The following is a 15,512-nucleotide window of genomic DNA, read 5'->3' on the forward strand; positions in this document are numbered from 1 at the left end:
AGGACGCCCGACCTGAGGATGCCGGGCGCACCCGAACCCCGAACCCCGGTACCGAGGCCGGGGACGTTCACCTCTCGGTATCCAGCAGAGCCCCTGTCACCGCATCCGCGAGGGCGCGCGCTTCGGTCTCGTCGAGACCCGCTTGCCGCGCCGCGCGCATGCCCGCGTCCCTGACGGCCGCCAAGGTCTCGACCGTCAGGACGACCTCGGTTTCGGCGGTGTCCCGCTCGTCGCTGCGCAGCACCCGCCGCAGAAGGCCGTCGATCCGCCCCGACACTTCATTCTTCACGGTGTCGATCAGGGCCTCCCGCGCCGCCGCGCAGGCCAGCAGGGCAACCGGGGTGATGAGACCCACAGCGGTGTCCAGACCGCTCCCCAGGGCTCGGTCGGCACCGCCTCGCTGCCTTCGGAGCGAGCCCCGCGGAGTGAGATACGGCTCGACCAACGTATCGAAAACCTCGGTTTCGTCCGGCCGATGTGACGTCACGACGGCCAGCGTCCAGCTGCGAAGCGACGGAACCGGCACCGGCTGCGGCAACGTGGGAGGCATGGGGAGCCCTTCAGGGATGAGCGGCGCCGAGGGGTGGCGGGCGGCGGCTGATGGGCGATCAGGCTACTGAAAATATGTGATGTGTACGTCAACTCGGCAATATCGAGGCATTGTTCGTCACATCACGTGATCTTGCCGCCCAAGGCCGTCTGCATGCCGCCGGCATCTCATGGGCCAGACGCGGCACGCCGTCCGGAGCGGGGCCGGCGGGAGACGGCCGGTGCGTTTCAGGTCAGCAGTCGCTGCCCGTGGGGGTGAAGTCCATGCGGGCGTGCCTGTCCGTGCCGATGGCGGCGTCGTAGGTCGTTTTGCTGACCCGGTACCAGACGTCGTCGTGCGTCGCGTCGCCGTCGAGGTTGTCCAGGCTGACGCACCATCGTTCCGGCCGGACGACGCGCGTGTAGGTCTCGGTTCCGCTGCGGACCTGTTTGCAGTTCTTGGACTGCTCGGTGGAGTACGAGGTGCGGGTGCGCCGCTTGGTGCCCGATCCGGTGCTTGTCGTGTGTTTGACCCGCCGCGTGGTCGTGGTGCACTTCTTGGTCGTGTGCGGCCGCGTGGCCCGGGTGGTCCTGGCGGCGAGGTGGCGGACCTCGTCCCGGAGGCCGAAGACGCTCGCGTCCGTCGTGGTGGCCGGGTCCGGCCGGGACTCCTCGGCAACGCCCCCACCGTCCCGGCCGGCGTCGACCGAGTGCTGCGTGCCCTCGTCGTGGACGTCACCCCCACGGCTGCACGCGCCGAGTCCGGCTATCAGAACCGCCGTCACCGCGGCCGTCACAAGTCGCTTGAACATGTCTTCCTTTGCGATCGACGGCCCGCAGCGTAACGGATCACCGGGCCGAATCCGAACCGATGGCCGGACAACGCTGCACCCCCGTGACCTCATGGGATGCGACGGTGGATCACACCGGACCCCTCGGGGCTCCCCGGGCCGACCCGCCTGCCTCACTGCACGCCGACTTCCGGGGCGGCGTGGATGCCGCCGCCGACACTTGCCGCGTCCGAAGCACGGGCCGGGAGGCGCCGTACGGCCGGGACACAGAGCAGTGCGAGGGCGGCGGGGACCGCGATGACGGTCATCGCGTACAGCGTGGGTCGCACGCCGAGGGACTCGGACACCGGACCGGCGAGCACAAGACCCAGCGGCATGAGCCCTGCCGACAGCAGATAGTCGTATGAACTCACACGGGACAGGGCGGATTCGGGTATGTGCGTCTGCAGTGCGGTTTCCCAGATGACGAAGAAGAGGGAGACGGCGACGCCGGTAACCGCTTCGAGAATCGCGATCAGAACGAGCTGCGCGCCGGACCCGATGATGAGTGCCTGGCAGGAGCCCACGGCAAGCGCCGCGGCGGCCAGCGCCATGGGACGGCTGACCTGGAGCCGGTAGGCGCAGACGTCTCCGACGATGGAGCCGATACCGAAGCCCACGGTCACGACCGACCAGCCTGCCGCGCCGCCCCACTCGTCCTCGGCCAGGACAGGCCCCAGCACGAACACCGACGGCAGTACGACGACGTGGTAGACCGCGATGGCGGCCATGCCTGACCACACCCACGTCCGACCGCGCACCTGCGCCCAGCCGGCGCGCAGTTCCCCGAGAAACCTTCCTCCGGGGGCGAGCTGCACCGTCTCCGGCGCCGTGCTGCGGGGTCTCAGCCGAGCCAGGACCGCGGCACTCACCGCGAAGGTCAGGGCGTCCACCGCCAGGGCGCCGCCGGGGCCGGCCGACGCGACCACCAACCCGGCCAGGGCCGGACCGACCACCAGCCCGGACGACTGGACGAACCCGCGCAGGGCGTTCGCCTCCCGCAATCGGTCGGCCCCGACGACCAGAGGCATCAGTCCGGTGGCCGCCGGCATGAAGAACGCGTCCGCCGCGCCGAACACGATCATCAGCAGAACAAGATGCGAGACCTCGGCAACGCCGGTCAACAGCAGGACCGCAGCGATCCCCTGCACCACGAACCGCACCAGGTCCGAGACCAGCATGATGCGGTGCCGCTGGAAACGGTCCGCCCAGACCCCGCCCACCAGGGCGAACAGCAGCATGGGCAAGAGCCCCGCCGCCGCCAGCAGCCCCACGTCGGAGGCGGACCCGCCCACCGAGAGCACGGCAAAAGGCACGGCCACGAACGACATACGGTCGCCCACCACCGACAGGGACTGCCCGACGAAGAGGCGGGCGAACTGCGGTTCATCACGCAGCACGCCGGGAACCAAAGACTTCACGTGGTGACCGATCGACAAAGGAAGAACAGGACTGCAGCGCCCGATGGTAGGCAGCGCCGCCTTCGTCGGTCACCTGGATTCCCGGGCCAGAGCCCGTTCCGGCGGCTCGCCGTGAGCCATGGCCCCCGGAGCTTCGCCCCGACCTCGTACGGCTGCCGACAGTGACGCTCCGGCATCCCGGCTCCGGCACTGCCGTCTCCGGCGCCACCGAGAGCACCACACCCCGACGGCATCCGACGAGGACGAGGACGAGGAGGCGCCGCACCGGCCAGGTCAGCCGCAGTACAGCAGGCCTGCCTTCTGCTTGGCGTTGAGGACGCGGTGGACGCTCTGTTCCACCTGCCAGCGGAAGCTCGCGCTCTGCGTCATCCGAGCCTGCACCGCCTTGGTCATGGCCGGGATCAGGTTCGGTTCGACGGTCAGCACCAAGTCACCGCCGGCCGACAGGAACTTGACCGCGCGGTCGCCCGGGGACACGGCCTTGACCGCCACCGCGTTCCCGAGGTCGTCCGATACGACCACGCCCTTGAAACCCAGATCCTTGCGGAGCAGTGTCTGGATCACCGTCGAGGAGAACGCGGCACGGTTCTTCGGGTCGATCTTGCTGTACGTGGCGGAGGAGATCATGACGAACGGCGCCCCGGCCTCGACGCCGGACTTGAACGTCGTGATGCTCGAGCTTTTGCTCGTTGTCACCGTGTCCACGACATTTGCTGTGGTGTCGGTGTTACCGCGGACGTTGCCGAGTCCGGGGAAGTGCTTGAGCGTGGCCAGCACTCCGGACTGGGCGGAGCCCGCGAGGAACGCGTCACTGTGGGGAGCCACCGTCGCAGCGGTGTAGCCGAACTCGCGGTCGTACCGACCGATCGGAGCGTTGTCCTTGCCCAGGGCGGCCGGTACGACATCCGCGACGGGCGCGAGGTTCAGGTTCACGCCGGCCGACTTGAGCTCCTTGGCCCACACCGCAGCTTCACTGCGCAGTCTGTCCGTCGTCCAGCTTCCCTGTGTCAGGGCACTCGGGATGGTCGAGAACCCGGGGCCGGACAGCACCTGTACCTGTCCGCCCTCCTGGTCGGTCGAGACCAGGAGACCCACACGATGTCCTGCCGCACTGTCCGCCTTCGCCTGAAGACCGTCGACCAGGGTCTTCGTCGCCGTCGTCCCGGCCTTGCTCCGCCCGGCCAGGAACACCGAGCCGACGTGGTACTGGCGCATGAGCTGGATCCGCTTGCTGTCCGGAGCGGACGGCGTGACCGAGCCCATGAAGAGCTGACCGACCCGCTGTGGGGCCGTCATCGCCCTGAAGGTCCTGTCGGCGCACGTAGCCGCCGCGAACTTGCTGTTCGTGGCGGCATGAGAGACCTCGACGCCGACCACTCCCACTGCCGCCAACGACAGTGCCAGCGAAGACGCGAGCCAGACAGATCGGTTGCTGCTGGAACGGTGGGCGGGCGACGGGTGCGATGCCATGAAAATACTCCGAGTGTGCCTGCTGCGGGCCGTTCGCGTCTTGAGCGGGTAGCCGGTTCCCGACTTCATGCTACCCGCACCCATATCCGCTGGGCCGGGGCGTGCACCGACGGGTTTTTGAGCGTCCTGGGCGCGCGCCGGCGGGTCCGTGCGGGGCGACGTGCCCGCGGACGGCGCCCGGCCCCGAGGCGGCCCCCAGGGTCATCAAGGCCTCCCCCATGCCGCACTTGACCGCTTTCGCCAGGAACCGGTGGTACAGCTAGCGCATCTTTCTGACCTGCGCTTGTGTGGGGCCGAACCGGCTGCGACCTGTTAGGACGGGTTGCAGAGGCGATCGGAGGCAGTCAAAGGCAACGCGCTCTGCAACTGGCCTCCGAGTGACCCGAGTTGACCGGTGTTGATCACGGGTGCGCGGCTCTGGCGGTGCGCGGCGGGCCGCAGCTGCGGGAACGGCACCGGCTCCGGGAAGTGATCAACGGCGAACATCTGCGGGCACCCCGGAACCGGGGAAGGGCGCAGGCGAATCACCACAGGTGAGACACGGGATTTCGCTGCTGCACCCACAGCGGTGTCCTGGAACGATCACTCGCGAGCGGGCGCGGTGGCCGCAAGCACACGGATCGGGGAGGACACCACGGTGATACCGCTCAACGGAAGGCTCCCGGGTACGCCTGAGAGCACCCGCAGGCACCTGGACTGGACGGCGGCCCTGTGGCCGGTGCTCAGGGTGCCACGCGGCGCGGCTCGGACCGCCGCCTACGGGCTGGCCTGGCTGCTTCTGGAAGCAGCCGTCACAGAGGCGTTCGACCTCTTCTACTGGTCGGACAGCAACGCGCCCCGGCACACCACCGGTTTGCTCGTTCCGATTCTGCTCACCGTGCCGGCCCTGCTGATGACGGCGGCCCTGGCGAGCGCCGTCCGGCTCGACACCTCCGATCGGCGTTGGCACATGCTCGGCCGCGCCTTGAGCACCCTGGCGTGGACGGCGGCAGTGACGGCAAGTCTGATGGCCCTGGTGACGCTTGTCATCGGGGCCGCTGATCTCTGCGAGATGACCGCGCCCCCTGTCCCCGCCCACCTTGAGCCCGCGCTGATGGTCCCGGCCTGCCTGGTCGCGGCACTGGCCCTCGGTGCGGCAGTCGGCAGCGCCGCCTCAGCCCTCAGCCGACACCGCATGGGCACCATGGCCCGCTACGCGGTCTGGATCGCCACCGCCGCAGTCAGCGTCTTCCTGCTGCTGGCCCCGATCCTGCGCGCATCGCCGACCTGCCGGCCGGTCGTCCCCTGACCTCCCCATGCCAGAGTGCCCGGCAACTGTTCATTCAGCGGCGCACGCCCCCTGACCGACGAAAGAAGCAACCGAAGTGCCGGAGGCCGAGGGCCTGCAGTGGTGGGAACCGCCGTTCTACCTGCATCCGAAGCAGTTCGGTGCCCGGGAGAGGTACAACCTCCACTGCCAGTCGCGGAGTCCGCCGCGACTGTGCAGGGTCTCTTGCCCGCGTTGCAGTTCCTCGGCGAGGCCGAGGTGTCGACGGACTTCAGCCGGCCGTGGCACCGTGCGCCGTCACCTCACCGCCGACTCCACACCACCTGTGCGAGCCGAACTCGCCATCTTCTCGGCAGCAGCCAGGGCGGTGAGGCCCTGGATCTCCTCCCCGGCCTCGATGACTGCACGCTTGACTTCCAGGGTCAGGCCGACCGACGTCTTGATGACGCCTCGCACCAGCGGTTTCGCCACTCTTTTGGCCAGAGGGGCCGCAATCACGCCGACGAGGAAGGGAGGAACAGCAGGGAGCATGTGTGAACCCTCTTCTTGTGTGCACAGCACGACTGCCGACGCCGCACGAGCCGATACCGTCTGGCCGACAAAGCTGGGCAGGAATTTCACCCCCACCAAAAACACGATAGTCGGACCTTGGCCGATGCGCCCGTAGACGCCGGCGCTGTTCATTCGGTCGGGCGGAAACTCGCGGAGCGGACCGTGGCTGCGCAACGGGATCAAAACGACTTCGGCGCCCCCGGCCCGCACTGGTCCAGCAGCGAGTCCACTACCTGCACAACGAATTCCGGTACGCGATCCGGGAAGTCGTGGCCGGTTCCCTCTGGGGTGTAAACCCTCCGCCCCCTGCTGGAGGCCGCGAGGAACCGTTCTCTCACGGTGAGGAAGAAGTGCCGTACCCGGGCGCTCTCCTCCGGATCGTCGACCGCGTCGAAGATCTCGCCACCGCCCGTCAGATCGCGTGGCGCCACGAGGAGGAGGGGCAGCGAGCCGAGCTCGCCGTCGTGTACGGCCGTCTGCCAGCCGTCTCTGGTGATGCCGTCCGGCGACAGCTCTCGCAGGATCGATGCCGCGGCGCAGCTCGCCTTGGTCCTGAGCTCGATCATGGCGAGAACCTGCGCCGGGTCGTCGGAGGTGTGTGTCTCCTCCTTGCCCGCGAGAGGGTGGAGGCCGAAGAGGTGACGCAGCGCGAGGACGGTCTGGTCCCTCGGGGCACGTCGCAGGGCCGGAAGCGCCGGGCCGAAGGCGACGGCATCGGGCGGGGTGGGATCGAGCAGCACCAGACCGGCCACCAGGTCAGGGCGGCGCCTGGCGGCGTTGGCCATGAGCAGCCCCCCGAACGAGTGCCCCACGAAGACATAGGGCCCCTTTTCACCGGCCCGTTCCAGCGCCGTGAGCAGTTCGACGGCTTCTGCCGCCGTCGTGCGCGGGAACGGGCCCGGGTCGCTCCAGCCGGACCCCGGACGGTCCACCAGGACCGAACGCATCCGTTCCCGCGCCAGCGCGTGCAGCCGGTACATGGCGTATCCGCCGGCATGGCCGCCCGGCATCCAGACCACGGTGGGCCTCGGTCCGGCGTCTCCCTCGGCCAGGACATGCATGCGGTAGCCGCCCACGTCGACCATTCGCCCGGGGGGCGGATACCGCCCGCGTATCCGGCCCACATGCACCAGATGGCGGAACGACCCGAGACCGAGCGCGAGGGCCACGGCCCACAGCACACCGCCGAGAATCCGCCGGCCGGCACCCCTGGATACACACCGCGCACCCGCGGCCGCCGGCAGCAGAGCGATCCCCAGCCCGGCCCAGTCGCGGCTGAGCAGCCGGAGTATCGCGTCGGCGGCACGTCTTCCCGGTCGCATGGTCCCTTCTCCGTCCCAGCCTTCGCGGCCGCTGCCGGGGACACCGCACGTCTCAGCGACCGGTACGACCATCGTCCCCTGGGAACCCCGAGGGCGCCATGCGCGGTGCCGGGACCCCGCCTTCCGTCACAGCCGGGCAGCCGCCGACACCGTACGGACCCTGCCAGGAACCGACCGCGCACGGTCCGGGAGCTGTGCGTGTGCGCCGTGGACTTCCAGGTTCTCGATACGGGCATTCGCCGTCAGGCCCGACCGGCGCCTCACGCGCGCGCAAGGCGTGCTGCCACGTCCGCGACCACTTCGGCCTCCCGGGCTGCGAGGTAGAAGTGATCCCCGGGGAACGGGCACAGCTCGAAGGAGCCCGGGGCGGCGAGGCCGGACCAGGCGAGGACCCCGTCGAGCGCGCAACTCGGATCGTCCTGGCCGACGTACGCGGTGATCGGCGCCTTGACCGGAGCCGGATTCTGGGGGTGATAGCCCTCGATCAGCCGGTAGTCCGAACGGAGGGCGGGCAGCAGCAGGTCACGCAGCTCCGGGATGTCGTAGGCCTCCGAGTGCAGGTCTCCGAGGTGCCGGACGTGGGTGATCAGGGTTTCGTCGTCGGCGTCGTGCAGCGCGACGCGTTCGGCCCACCGGGGGACTTCGTGTGCGGAGACCAGCAGGTGCTCGGGGACGATGCCGCGGGTCTCCAGCCGCAGGGCCACCTCGTAGGCGACGCATGCGCCCATGCTGTGCCCGAAGAGCGCCAACGGCCGGTCGAGCCAGGGCCGCAGTGCGTCCTCGATCGTGTCGGCCAGGGTGGCCATGTCCTCGATGCAGGCTTCCGCAAGCCGGTCCTGGCGGCCGGGGTACCGCACGGCGAGCACCTCGACGTCCGTCGGCAGCAACGCGGGCCAGCCGTGGAACAGCTGCGCCGTGCCGCCGGCGTGCGGGAAACACACCAGTCGGAGCCTGGGGTCCGCCGCACGCCGGTGAACACGGAACCACTTCTTCGCGTCGGTCGCCGTCATCGCCGACGGATCCCGCGCAGGTGCAGGGAGCCGAGCCTGGCGAGAAAAGCGGGAAGCTGCTCCACCGCCCTCGTGAATACGTATGCAGGCTGCACGGTGTGGCGCCGGCGATCGGTCACGACGAGTCTGCAGGCACCGCCTTCCTGGATGAGTTCCGCGGAATACAGGGGGGTTCCGGTCGCAGACATCTGACCTGCCTCCATCAGGGTGTCGTGATGGCCGATACGGCGCAGCCCACCATGTCGCCGGTGGCGCGGCGGTCGCATGCGAGAGGCCGGGACGACGAACGGCCGCTGTGTCCGCCGAAGAATCCATGGAACAAAGTCAACTTTTTCACGGAGGGACTCGCGCGGAAAGGAACGGGATTGCTCCGGCCCGCACTTGGCAGTCTCGACCGGTTACGCAGACGAAAACGTGCCCGTGACATCGGGACGAGCCAGAATCACACGGAGAGTCGGCGGGCAGACTCAGTGCGCCTTGGCGGCGACCGAACCGTCGCTACGGGCCTTGGCAGCGGCCGAACCGTCGCTACGGGCCTTGCCGACGGGCTTGGCCTGACGGCCGGTCCGTCCCTCGTGGGCCTTTGCCGCTACGGGCGCCGGCTTGGCGGCCGCTCCGGCCCGGCCCGTGGTGCCGTCCTCCGGGGCCCCGACACCGTGTCCGACTCCCGGTGTCGTCTGGGCTGCGAGCACCTCGGCAGTCGCCTCGGCAGCGAGATCATGGATTCCCTCGCCGGCTTCATGGACAGCCCTCTTGACCTCGATTCCCAGGCCCACCGACGCTTTGACGACCCCTCGCACCAAGGGCTTGCCCAGCCTCTTCACCAGGGATACGGCGATCAGACCGATCAGGAAAGGAGGTACTACAGGCGGCATGGCACAACATCCTTCTCTTCTGTCGAGGAGACGATGATTGGATGGACGCACTCCGCTTCAGCGGACCCGCACCCTCCATCACAGAGAGTATCCAAGGACGGGTAAGCGGCTACCAATTCCCTGTGGCCTTCACTCATTCGAGTAGAGCGGCTTTCCCTGGAAGTCTGTTCGGCCGTATGCCCCGTGCAGTTCTCTCTTCACCCGTCGGCGCAGGGCGGGAAACGGCAGTGTGCCGCCGGCCAGCACGGTCTCGTGAAAGGCGCGAACGTCGAACGCGGCGCCGGCGCCGCGTTCGCACGCTGCCCGCAATGCCGTGAACTCCGCATGACCCGCCCGGTACGTCAGCGCCTGCCCCGGCAGATCGGTCGCGTAGCGCAACAACTCGGTCGTGATCTGCCGTTCGGACTCGGCTGCCGCGTGGGCCCGCATGAAGGTGCGCGCCTCCTCCAGTGTCATCGTCCCGAGGTTGAGGCCGGTGTCGACGACGAGGCGCTGCGCGGTGAACCGTTCATGGGCCAGTCGTCCGTACGCGTCCCACGGGTCGTCGTACAGCCCCATCTCCCAGGCGAGCCCTGCCGCGTACTCCGCCCAGCCCTCCTCGAACCCGCTGAAGGCCGCCAGCTCGCGTCGCAGGTCGGGCAGCGCGGTGTTCTCGGCCTGGCGGGCGAGGTGGAAGTGATGTCCGGGCGACAGCTCGTGGTAGATGAGCGCGGCCGCGCCGAGCAGTGACCGATGTGCCAGGTCCGAGGCGTTGTAGCGGTAGCGTCCCACCGGTTGCGTGGCGGTCGGCGGTTCGTAGTAGCCGAACGTCATCGACCCCTCCAGCGCCGGGTCGAGGCGGGCCACGCCGTAGGGGGCGCGGGGCAGGACCGCGAACCAGCGCGGCAGCAGCGGCGTGAGGCGGTCGAGGTGTCCGCGGTAGCGGGCTTCGACCTCCTCCGGGGTGGTGGCGTACAGGCGCGGCTCGGTCGCGAGCCGTTCGTGGAACTCCGCCTCCGTCCCCGCGAAACCGAGCGTGTCGCGCATCTCCCGCATCCGCTCGCCGAGTTCGCGGCAGTGCTCCCGGCCGAGTTCGTGGAGGCGTTCGGGTGGTGTGTCGCCGGATGTGTACGTCCTGACGAAGGCCCGGTATGCCGCCTCGCCTTCCGGGTAGCGGGCCCAGCCGACGGCCTGCGGCGCCCGCCGGAGGTAGTGCGGGTCGCCCACGAGGGCGACGAGGCGGTCGAACGCCGGCTCCAGTTCGGTGGCCACGAGCCGCTCCACCGTGTCGCGCAGGTGCCCCCGGCTCGCCGCGTCGAGCCGGGTGAGCCGCCCGGCGTCCGCCCGGACGTACCGTGCCGACGAGGCCCGCAGGCGGGTGAGTGTGGTGTGGACACCGGTCAGGGCCGGAGCGGGGATGTGAAAGCCCCGCTCCGCCTGCCCGGCGGCCTTGTCGCCGATCGTCGCGACGCAACGGGCCAGGTCCCGTACGAGGGTCACGTACCGGTCCGCGTCGGCTCGGTGCTCGAAGCGGAACGGGCGGAAGACGGTGTCACCGTACTGCTGGAGGCGGAAGAGCTGGTACGGCGTCGCGGTGGGGGTGAGCCAGTGGAAACGTCCCGCCTCCGCTTCCTGTTCGGCCAGTGCCCGGAGGAAGCCCGCCGTGTCGGCGGCGGGACCGGACAGCTCCGCCGGTCGCAGCGCACGCAACCGGTTCAGCACCCCTGCCGCGAACCCGGCGCGCTCGTCGGCCTCCCCCGCGGACACCCCCGGCAGCGACTCGACCGGCAGCCCGCGGCGCGTGCGCAGCGACGGCTCGCGTGCGAGCAGGAAGTCCCAGTACGAGGTCGCGAGTCGGTCGATCTCTCGCGCCGTGGAGTCGTCCGGGGAGCCTCCTGGATTGATGACCATGTCGCCAGTGTGCGCCTTGAGGTGACGCAGCGTCAGCAACGAGGCCGTGAACCGCGCGTCGGGCAGCCTCACTCGGACGGGGGAAATAGACCCGCGTGTTCGCGTCCGGCCCGGGAAAGCCCGGCCGACGCCGTCGATCGCGATGGCACGATGAGCGCCATGCACCGCCGAACCGTGTCGTCTCCCAGGGCTCGGTCGGTCGTGGCGGCGGCCGGCGCCGTCGTGTCAGCCGTGCCGGCCGGTTGCGGCGGCGACGTGTCGTCGACGCGCACTCCTGTGGTCGTGGGCGGCACCGTCACGATCGCCACCGCCTCCGGGACCCCGAGCTTCAACCCGTACTCGCAGTCCGGCCTTTCACTGGCTCCTTATGCCTACGCCTCATTGGTCGATGTGGCGCGGGACGGGCGTGTGGTGTCCGGTCTGGCCGAGAGATGACGGCCGGGCAAGCGGACACGCCTCCGTCCGGCGCGGACGCGGTCGTCGTGGGGGCCGGTGTGATCGGTGCCGCGGTGGCACTGGAACTGGCGCGCACCGACCGGCGCGTCGTGGTCGTCGACAAGTCCGGCGGCGTCGGCCACGGATCCACCAGCGCGTCGAGCGCGATCATCCGTTTCAACTACTCGACCTGGGACGGGGTCGCCACCGCATGGGAATCCCGGCACTGCTGGGCACGATGGGCGGAGCACCTGGGCACCGTGCGCGGCCCCGGTCTGGCGGCGTTCCGGCGGACCGGAGCGGTACTCCTCGACGCACCGGGCTCCGGGACGTCGGAGGTCGTCGCGCTGTTCGAGCGTGCCGGTGTGCCGTACGAGCGCTGGGACGCCGCGACGCTGCGCAGCCGGATTCCCGGTATCGACGCGGGACGCTACGGGCCTCCCAGGTCCCTGCTCGACGATGCCTTCTTCTCCGGTCCCGAAGGTGAACTCGGCGCGCTGTTCACACCCGACGCGGGCTTCGTCGACGATCCACAGCTCGCGGCACAGAACCTCGCGGACGCGGCAGCCCGCATCGGGGTGCGTTTCCTCTTCCGGCGCGCGGTCGTCGGTGTGCTGCGCGGCGAGGACCGGGTGGCGGGCGTTCGGCTCGCCGACGGCACCGCGATCACGGCACCGGTGGTGGTCAACGCCGCCGGGCCCTGGTCGGGCGGGTTCAACCGGACGGCCGGGGTCGGAGCAGAGTTCACCGTGGGAGTGCGCCCGCTGCGCCAGGAGGTCCACCAGGTGGCCGCGCCGGTCCGTCAGGGCGACGGAACCATCTCGGGCCCGGGCGGCACCGGGACCACGTCCGGCCCGATCGTGGCCGATGTCGACCTCGGGACCTATCTGCGCCCCTCCGGCGGACACCTCCTCATCGGCAGTACACTGCCCGACTGCGACCCCAGGGAGTGGCTCGACGATCCCGACGAGTGCAACCCGCACCCGACCCCCGCCCGGTTCGAGACCCAGGTGACCAGGGCCGCACGCCGATTCCCGCTCCTCGGCGTTCCGAACCGGCCGACCGGCATCGCCGGCGTCTACGACGCCGCCGACGACTGGTCCCCCATCTACGACCGCACCGATCTGGCCGGCTTCTACGTCGCCATGGGCACGAGCGGCAACCAGTTCAAGAACGCTCCCCTGGCGGGCCGGTTCCTCGCCACCCTGGTCGACCGTGTCGAGGCCGGCCACGACCACGACCACGATCCGCTGCGGTACACGGGGGAACACACCGGCGTCGTCGTCGACCTCGGTGCCTTCTCCCGCAGACGGCCCCTGGCCGAGGGTGCCGCCTCTCGAACCGTCATGGGCTGACGTTCGACCATCAGCGCCCGTTCACAAAGCCGGTGCCGTCCGGCAGTTGATGTGCGGGACGACACCGGCCTCATTGATCCGGAAGCGGTCTACCAGCGGCCGCGTGCCGACGCCGAGCCGAGCTTGGAACTCAGCACCGACAGGAATACCGGGAGCCTGGCCACCGCGGATTCGGGAACCGGGGTGACCTGGACCGTGTCCCGCACCACGTCCTGCACCACGAGTTTGTAGGTGCCGTCTTCCTCGACGAGTTCGGCGGCGTAGAGCAGTGTTTCCACCAGGGGTCCTTCGGTCGTGTCGTGCGGCGGGGTCAGGCGCCGTTGAGCCAGGCGTTCCAGGCCTTGGTGGCCAGCTCTTCGTCCGCGTCCTCGGCGAACAGGTGGTGGCCCAGCCAGATCGGCCAGTTCCAGGAGCTGCCGTTGAAGAACCGGTACAGCGCGTCCGGGCCTCGCAGGCCGACGAAGTCGGGGCTCAGCCAGTCCACGACCACCTCCGTCGAACCGCCGTCCGTACCCGGGAGGTCGAGCGACAACCGGTCGCCGACGGCCGCGTCGTCGAGGCCGAGGCGCCGGCACAGGGCGGCGAAGTCGGCGGGGTCTTCGGTGGACTCGCCACGGGCGGCCCTGACGTAGACGGCGGGGCGGCCGGCGAAGTGCCTCAGGTACTCGGGGAGGGAGTGCTGGTAGAAGTCGACGTGCTTCTCGGCCGCGTCCGCCTTCGTGTCCCAGTTCCAGGTGTCGTCGACGACGCCCGTGTGCACCCAGTGGATTCCCATCCGCAGGTGGCTCGCGCCGCCGTCGGCCGGCTCGATGCGGTAGGTGAGCGTGTTGGAGAACCCGCCGTCCTGGGTGGCCCGAACCGCGAAGTGGTGCGGCGGCTCCCATGCCACGACGGTGCTGTCGCCGCGCGTGGCCTTTCCGCCGACGCGCGGCTCGACCTCCATCGGGTAGAGCCAGCCGAGGTTGCCGGCGCCGGTGGCGACCGCGTCCCAGACCTGTTCGGGCGTGGCGGGCAGGTCCTGTTCCCGGCGGACCTCGAGCTCTCGGGCCATGGTCACTTCTCCTTCGTCGTTCATGGGTCAGTAGGTGAGCGGAAGCGCGGTGAGCCGCCGTTGCAGCGGGTTGGGCCGCCAGTCGAGTACCGCGCCGTCAGCGAGCCGCAGGTGCGGGAGCCGGCGGACCAGCGTGCCGACGGCCACCTCCGCCTGGAGCTTGGCCAGCGGGCCGCCGAGGCAGAAGTGCGGGCCGTTGCCGAAGCTGAGGTGCCGGTTGCCCGGGCGGGTCAGGTCGAGCCGGTCGGCGTCCTCGAAGCGCTCGGGATCCCGGTTGGTCGCGGCGAGGAACAGGTAGGCCAGCTCGCCCTCGCGCAGCGTCCGCCCGCCGATCGCGATGTCCTCGGCGGCGACCCGGACGATCGCCTGGGTCGGCGTGTCGTAGCGGGCGAGTTCCTCGACGGCCGTGCGGATCAGCATCGGGTCCTCGCGCAACCGGGCCAGCTGGTCGGGGTGGCGCAGCAGGGCGAGCATGCCGTTGCCGACCAGGTGGGTGGTGGTCTCGTCGCCGGCGGTGATCAGGACGAAGCAGGTGGACAGCAGCTCGGAGTCGGTGAGCCGGTCGTCCTGCGCCTGGGTGGCGACCAGGGCGCTGATGAGGTCGTCGCCGGGGTCGGCCCGGCGGCGGCGGACGAGCCGGGCGAGGTACTCCTCGTACTGCTCGATCGCCTCCTCGGACTTGTCGATGTCCTCGCTCAGCCGGCCGAAGCGGTGGAACCAGGTCTTGACCTGCGGGAGGTCCTCGGGCGGGATGCCGAAGAGCTCGCAGACGACGGACAGCGGCAGCGGGGAGGCGACCGCCTCGACCAGGTCCATGCCCGGCCCGGCCGCGACCGCCTCGTCGATGAGCCGGTCGACGATCCGCTGGATGCCGTCGCGCAGGGCTTCGACGCGCCGGGCGGTGAAGGCACGGTTGGCCAGCCTGCGCAGCCGGGCGTGGTCCGGCGGGTCGGTGTTGCTCATCACCCGGCCGAGCCGGTCGGTGAGCCGGCTGAAGGCCTTGAGGTCGCCGCCGAGCGCACTGTAGGCGCGGGTCATCCGGTCCCGGTCGTTGGACAGCCGCAGGTCGCTCAGGGCCGCCTCGACGTCGGCGTACCGGGTGAGGTACCAGATGCCCTGGGCGCTGCGGTGGACCGGGTCCTCGCGGCGCATGCGGGCGTAGTACGGGTACGGGTCCCGGCGGGCCTCGGGCGTGAGCAGGGCTGCGGCGAGGTCGTCGGACCGGGCGAGGCCCGCGCTGGCGCGGACCTCGTCGGTGGTTTCGGTCAGGTTCACTGCGAGCCGCGCTACCGCTCGGCGTTCATGGCGTCGGCGAGGCTCTTGGGCCGCATGTCGGTCCAGTTCCGCTCGACGTACTCCAGGCAGGCGGCGTGGGTGTCGGGTCCGTGGGCGACGCTCCAGCCGTCGGGGACGTCCGCGAACTGCGGCCACAGCGAGTGCTGGTTCTCGTCGTTGGTGAGCACGAGGAAGGTGCCGTCCTCGTCGTCGAACGGGTTGGTCATGGGA

Annotated in this window: 16 protein-coding genes; 3 read left to right on the forward strand and 13 right to left on the reverse strand. The window is 70.1% G+C overall.

The window, feature by feature from the left end; all coding sequences use genetic code 11:
* Nucleotides 1-67: 67 nt before the first annotated feature.
* The 4 genes from N4G66_RS36825 to N4G66_RS36840 form a co-directional block, all read right to left on the reverse strand.
* Nucleotides 68-355: a hypothetical protein gene (locus N4G66_RS36825; RefSeq protein WP_261708668.1), complete on the reverse strand. Its 288-nt coding sequence runs from the start codon at nt 353-355 to the stop codon at nt 68-70.
* Between the two features lie 427 nt (nt 356-782).
* Complete coding sequence (locus tag N4G66_RS36830) at nt 783-1,340, reverse strand: hypothetical protein (protein ID WP_261708669.1); 558 nt, start codon at nt 1,338-1,340, stop codon at nt 783-785.
* A 152-nt stretch (nt 1,341-1,492) separates the two neighbouring features.
* Entirely contained in the window at nt 1,493-2,758 is a 1,266-nt protein-coding gene (locus N4G66_RS36835; protein ID WP_261708670.1) for an MFS transporter, read from the reverse strand.
* 294 nt (nt 2,759-3,052) lie between these two features.
* Nucleotides 3,053-4,075 (reverse strand): glycoside hydrolase family 3 N-terminal domain-containing protein, encoded by a 1,023-nt coding sequence (locus N4G66_RS36840; protein ID WP_261708671.1) that lies wholly within the window; start codon nt 4,073-4,075, stop codon nt 3,053-3,055.
* Nucleotides 4,076-4,850: 775 nt separating this feature from the next.
* Between N4G66_RS36840 and N4G66_RS36845 the strand changes: the two genes are divergently transcribed.
* Nucleotides 4,851-5,537, forward strand: a complete 687-nt coding sequence (locus N4G66_RS36845) for a hypothetical protein (RefSeq protein ID WP_261708672.1) — start codon at nt 4,851-4,853, stop codon at nt 5,535-5,537.
* A gap of 276 nt (nt 5,538-5,813) precedes the next feature.
* On the opposite strand, the gene N4G66_RS36850 is transcribed toward N4G66_RS36845, so the two are convergent.
* The 5 genes from N4G66_RS36850 to N4G66_RS36870 all read right to left on the reverse strand — a co-directional run bounded on the left by N4G66_RS36850 (nt 5,814) and on the right by N4G66_RS36870 (nt 11,165).
* Nucleotides 5,814-6,200 (reverse strand): DUF5132 domain-containing protein, encoded by a 387-nt coding sequence (locus N4G66_RS36850; RefSeq protein WP_261708673.1) that lies wholly within the window; start codon nt 6,198-6,200, stop codon nt 5,814-5,816.
* Between the two features lie 47 nt (nt 6,201-6,247).
* Entirely contained in the window at nt 6,248-7,390 is a 1,143-nt protein-coding gene (locus tag N4G66_RS36855; protein ID WP_261708674.1) for an alpha/beta hydrolase, read from the reverse strand.
* A 260-nt stretch (nt 7,391-7,650) separates the two neighbouring features.
* The gene (locus tag N4G66_RS36860) at nt 7,651-8,400 is read right to left on the reverse strand and encodes a thioesterase II family protein (protein ID WP_261708675.1); all 750 of its coding nucleotides are present in this window, start codon (nt 8,398-8,400) and stop codon (nt 7,651-7,653) included.
* 467 nt (nt 8,401-8,867) lie between these two features.
* Nucleotides 8,868-9,275, reverse strand: coding sequence for a DUF5132 domain-containing protein (locus tag N4G66_RS36865; protein WP_261708676.1), 408 nt, complete (start codon nt 9,273-9,275; stop codon nt 8,868-8,870).
* Nucleotides 9,276-9,404: 129 nt separating this feature from the next.
* Complete coding sequence (locus N4G66_RS36870; protein WP_261708677.1) at nt 9,405-11,165, reverse strand: DUF885 domain-containing protein; 1,761 nt, start codon at nt 11,163-11,165, stop codon at nt 9,405-9,407.
* 159 nt (nt 11,166-11,324) lie between these two features.
* On the opposite strand from N4G66_RS36870, the gene N4G66_RS36875 reads away from it, so the two are divergent.
* Both N4G66_RS36875 and N4G66_RS36880 read left to right on the forward strand, forming a co-directional pair.
* Nucleotides 11,325-11,600: a hypothetical protein gene (locus N4G66_RS36875; protein ID WP_261708678.1), complete on the forward strand. Its 276-nt coding sequence runs from the start codon at nt 11,325-11,327 to the stop codon at nt 11,598-11,600.
* Nucleotides 11,597-12,955, forward strand: coding sequence for an NAD(P)/FAD-dependent oxidoreductase (locus tag N4G66_RS36880; protein WP_261708679.1), 1,359 nt, complete (start codon nt 11,597-11,599; stop codon nt 12,953-12,955). The genes N4G66_RS36875 and N4G66_RS36880 overlap by 4 nt, the downstream gene beginning before the upstream one ends.
* An 89-nt stretch (nt 12,956-13,044) precedes the next feature.
* Here N4G66_RS36880 and N4G66_RS36885 read toward each other — a convergent pair whose 3' ends face one another.
* From N4G66_RS36885 to N4G66_RS36900, 4 genes are read right to left on the reverse strand one after another with little or no spacing between them, the layout of a single operon-like run.
* Nucleotides 13,045-13,233, reverse strand: a complete 189-nt coding sequence (locus N4G66_RS36885; protein WP_261708680.1) for a hypothetical protein — start codon at nt 13,231-13,233, stop codon at nt 13,045-13,047.
* Between the two features lie 32 nt (nt 13,234-13,265).
* Nucleotides 13,266-14,006 carry an SRPBCC family protein gene (locus N4G66_RS36890; RefSeq protein ID WP_261708681.1) on the reverse strand — a complete coding sequence of 247 codons (741 nt, stop codon included), beginning with the start codon at nt 14,004-14,006 and terminating at the stop codon, nt 13,266-13,268.
* Nucleotides 14,007-14,033: 27 nt separating this feature from the next.
* Nucleotides 14,034-15,281, reverse strand: coding sequence for a cytochrome P450 (locus N4G66_RS36895; RefSeq protein WP_261708682.1), 1,248 nt, complete (start codon nt 15,279-15,281; stop codon nt 14,034-14,036).
* Between the two features lie 11 nt (nt 15,282-15,292).
* Nucleotides 15,293-15,508 carry an MbtH family protein gene (locus N4G66_RS36900; RefSeq protein WP_261708683.1) on the reverse strand — a complete coding sequence of 72 codons (216 nt, stop codon included), beginning with the start codon at nt 15,506-15,508 and terminating at the stop codon, nt 15,293-15,295.
* Nucleotides 15,509-15,512 lie beyond the last annotated feature (4 nt).

The sequence above is a fragment of the Streptomyces rhizosphaerihabitans genome (genome assembly GCF_025399795.1).
Lineage (GTDB): Bacteria > Actinomycetota > Actinomycetes > Streptomycetales > Streptomycetaceae > Streptomyces > Streptomyces rhizosphaerihabitans.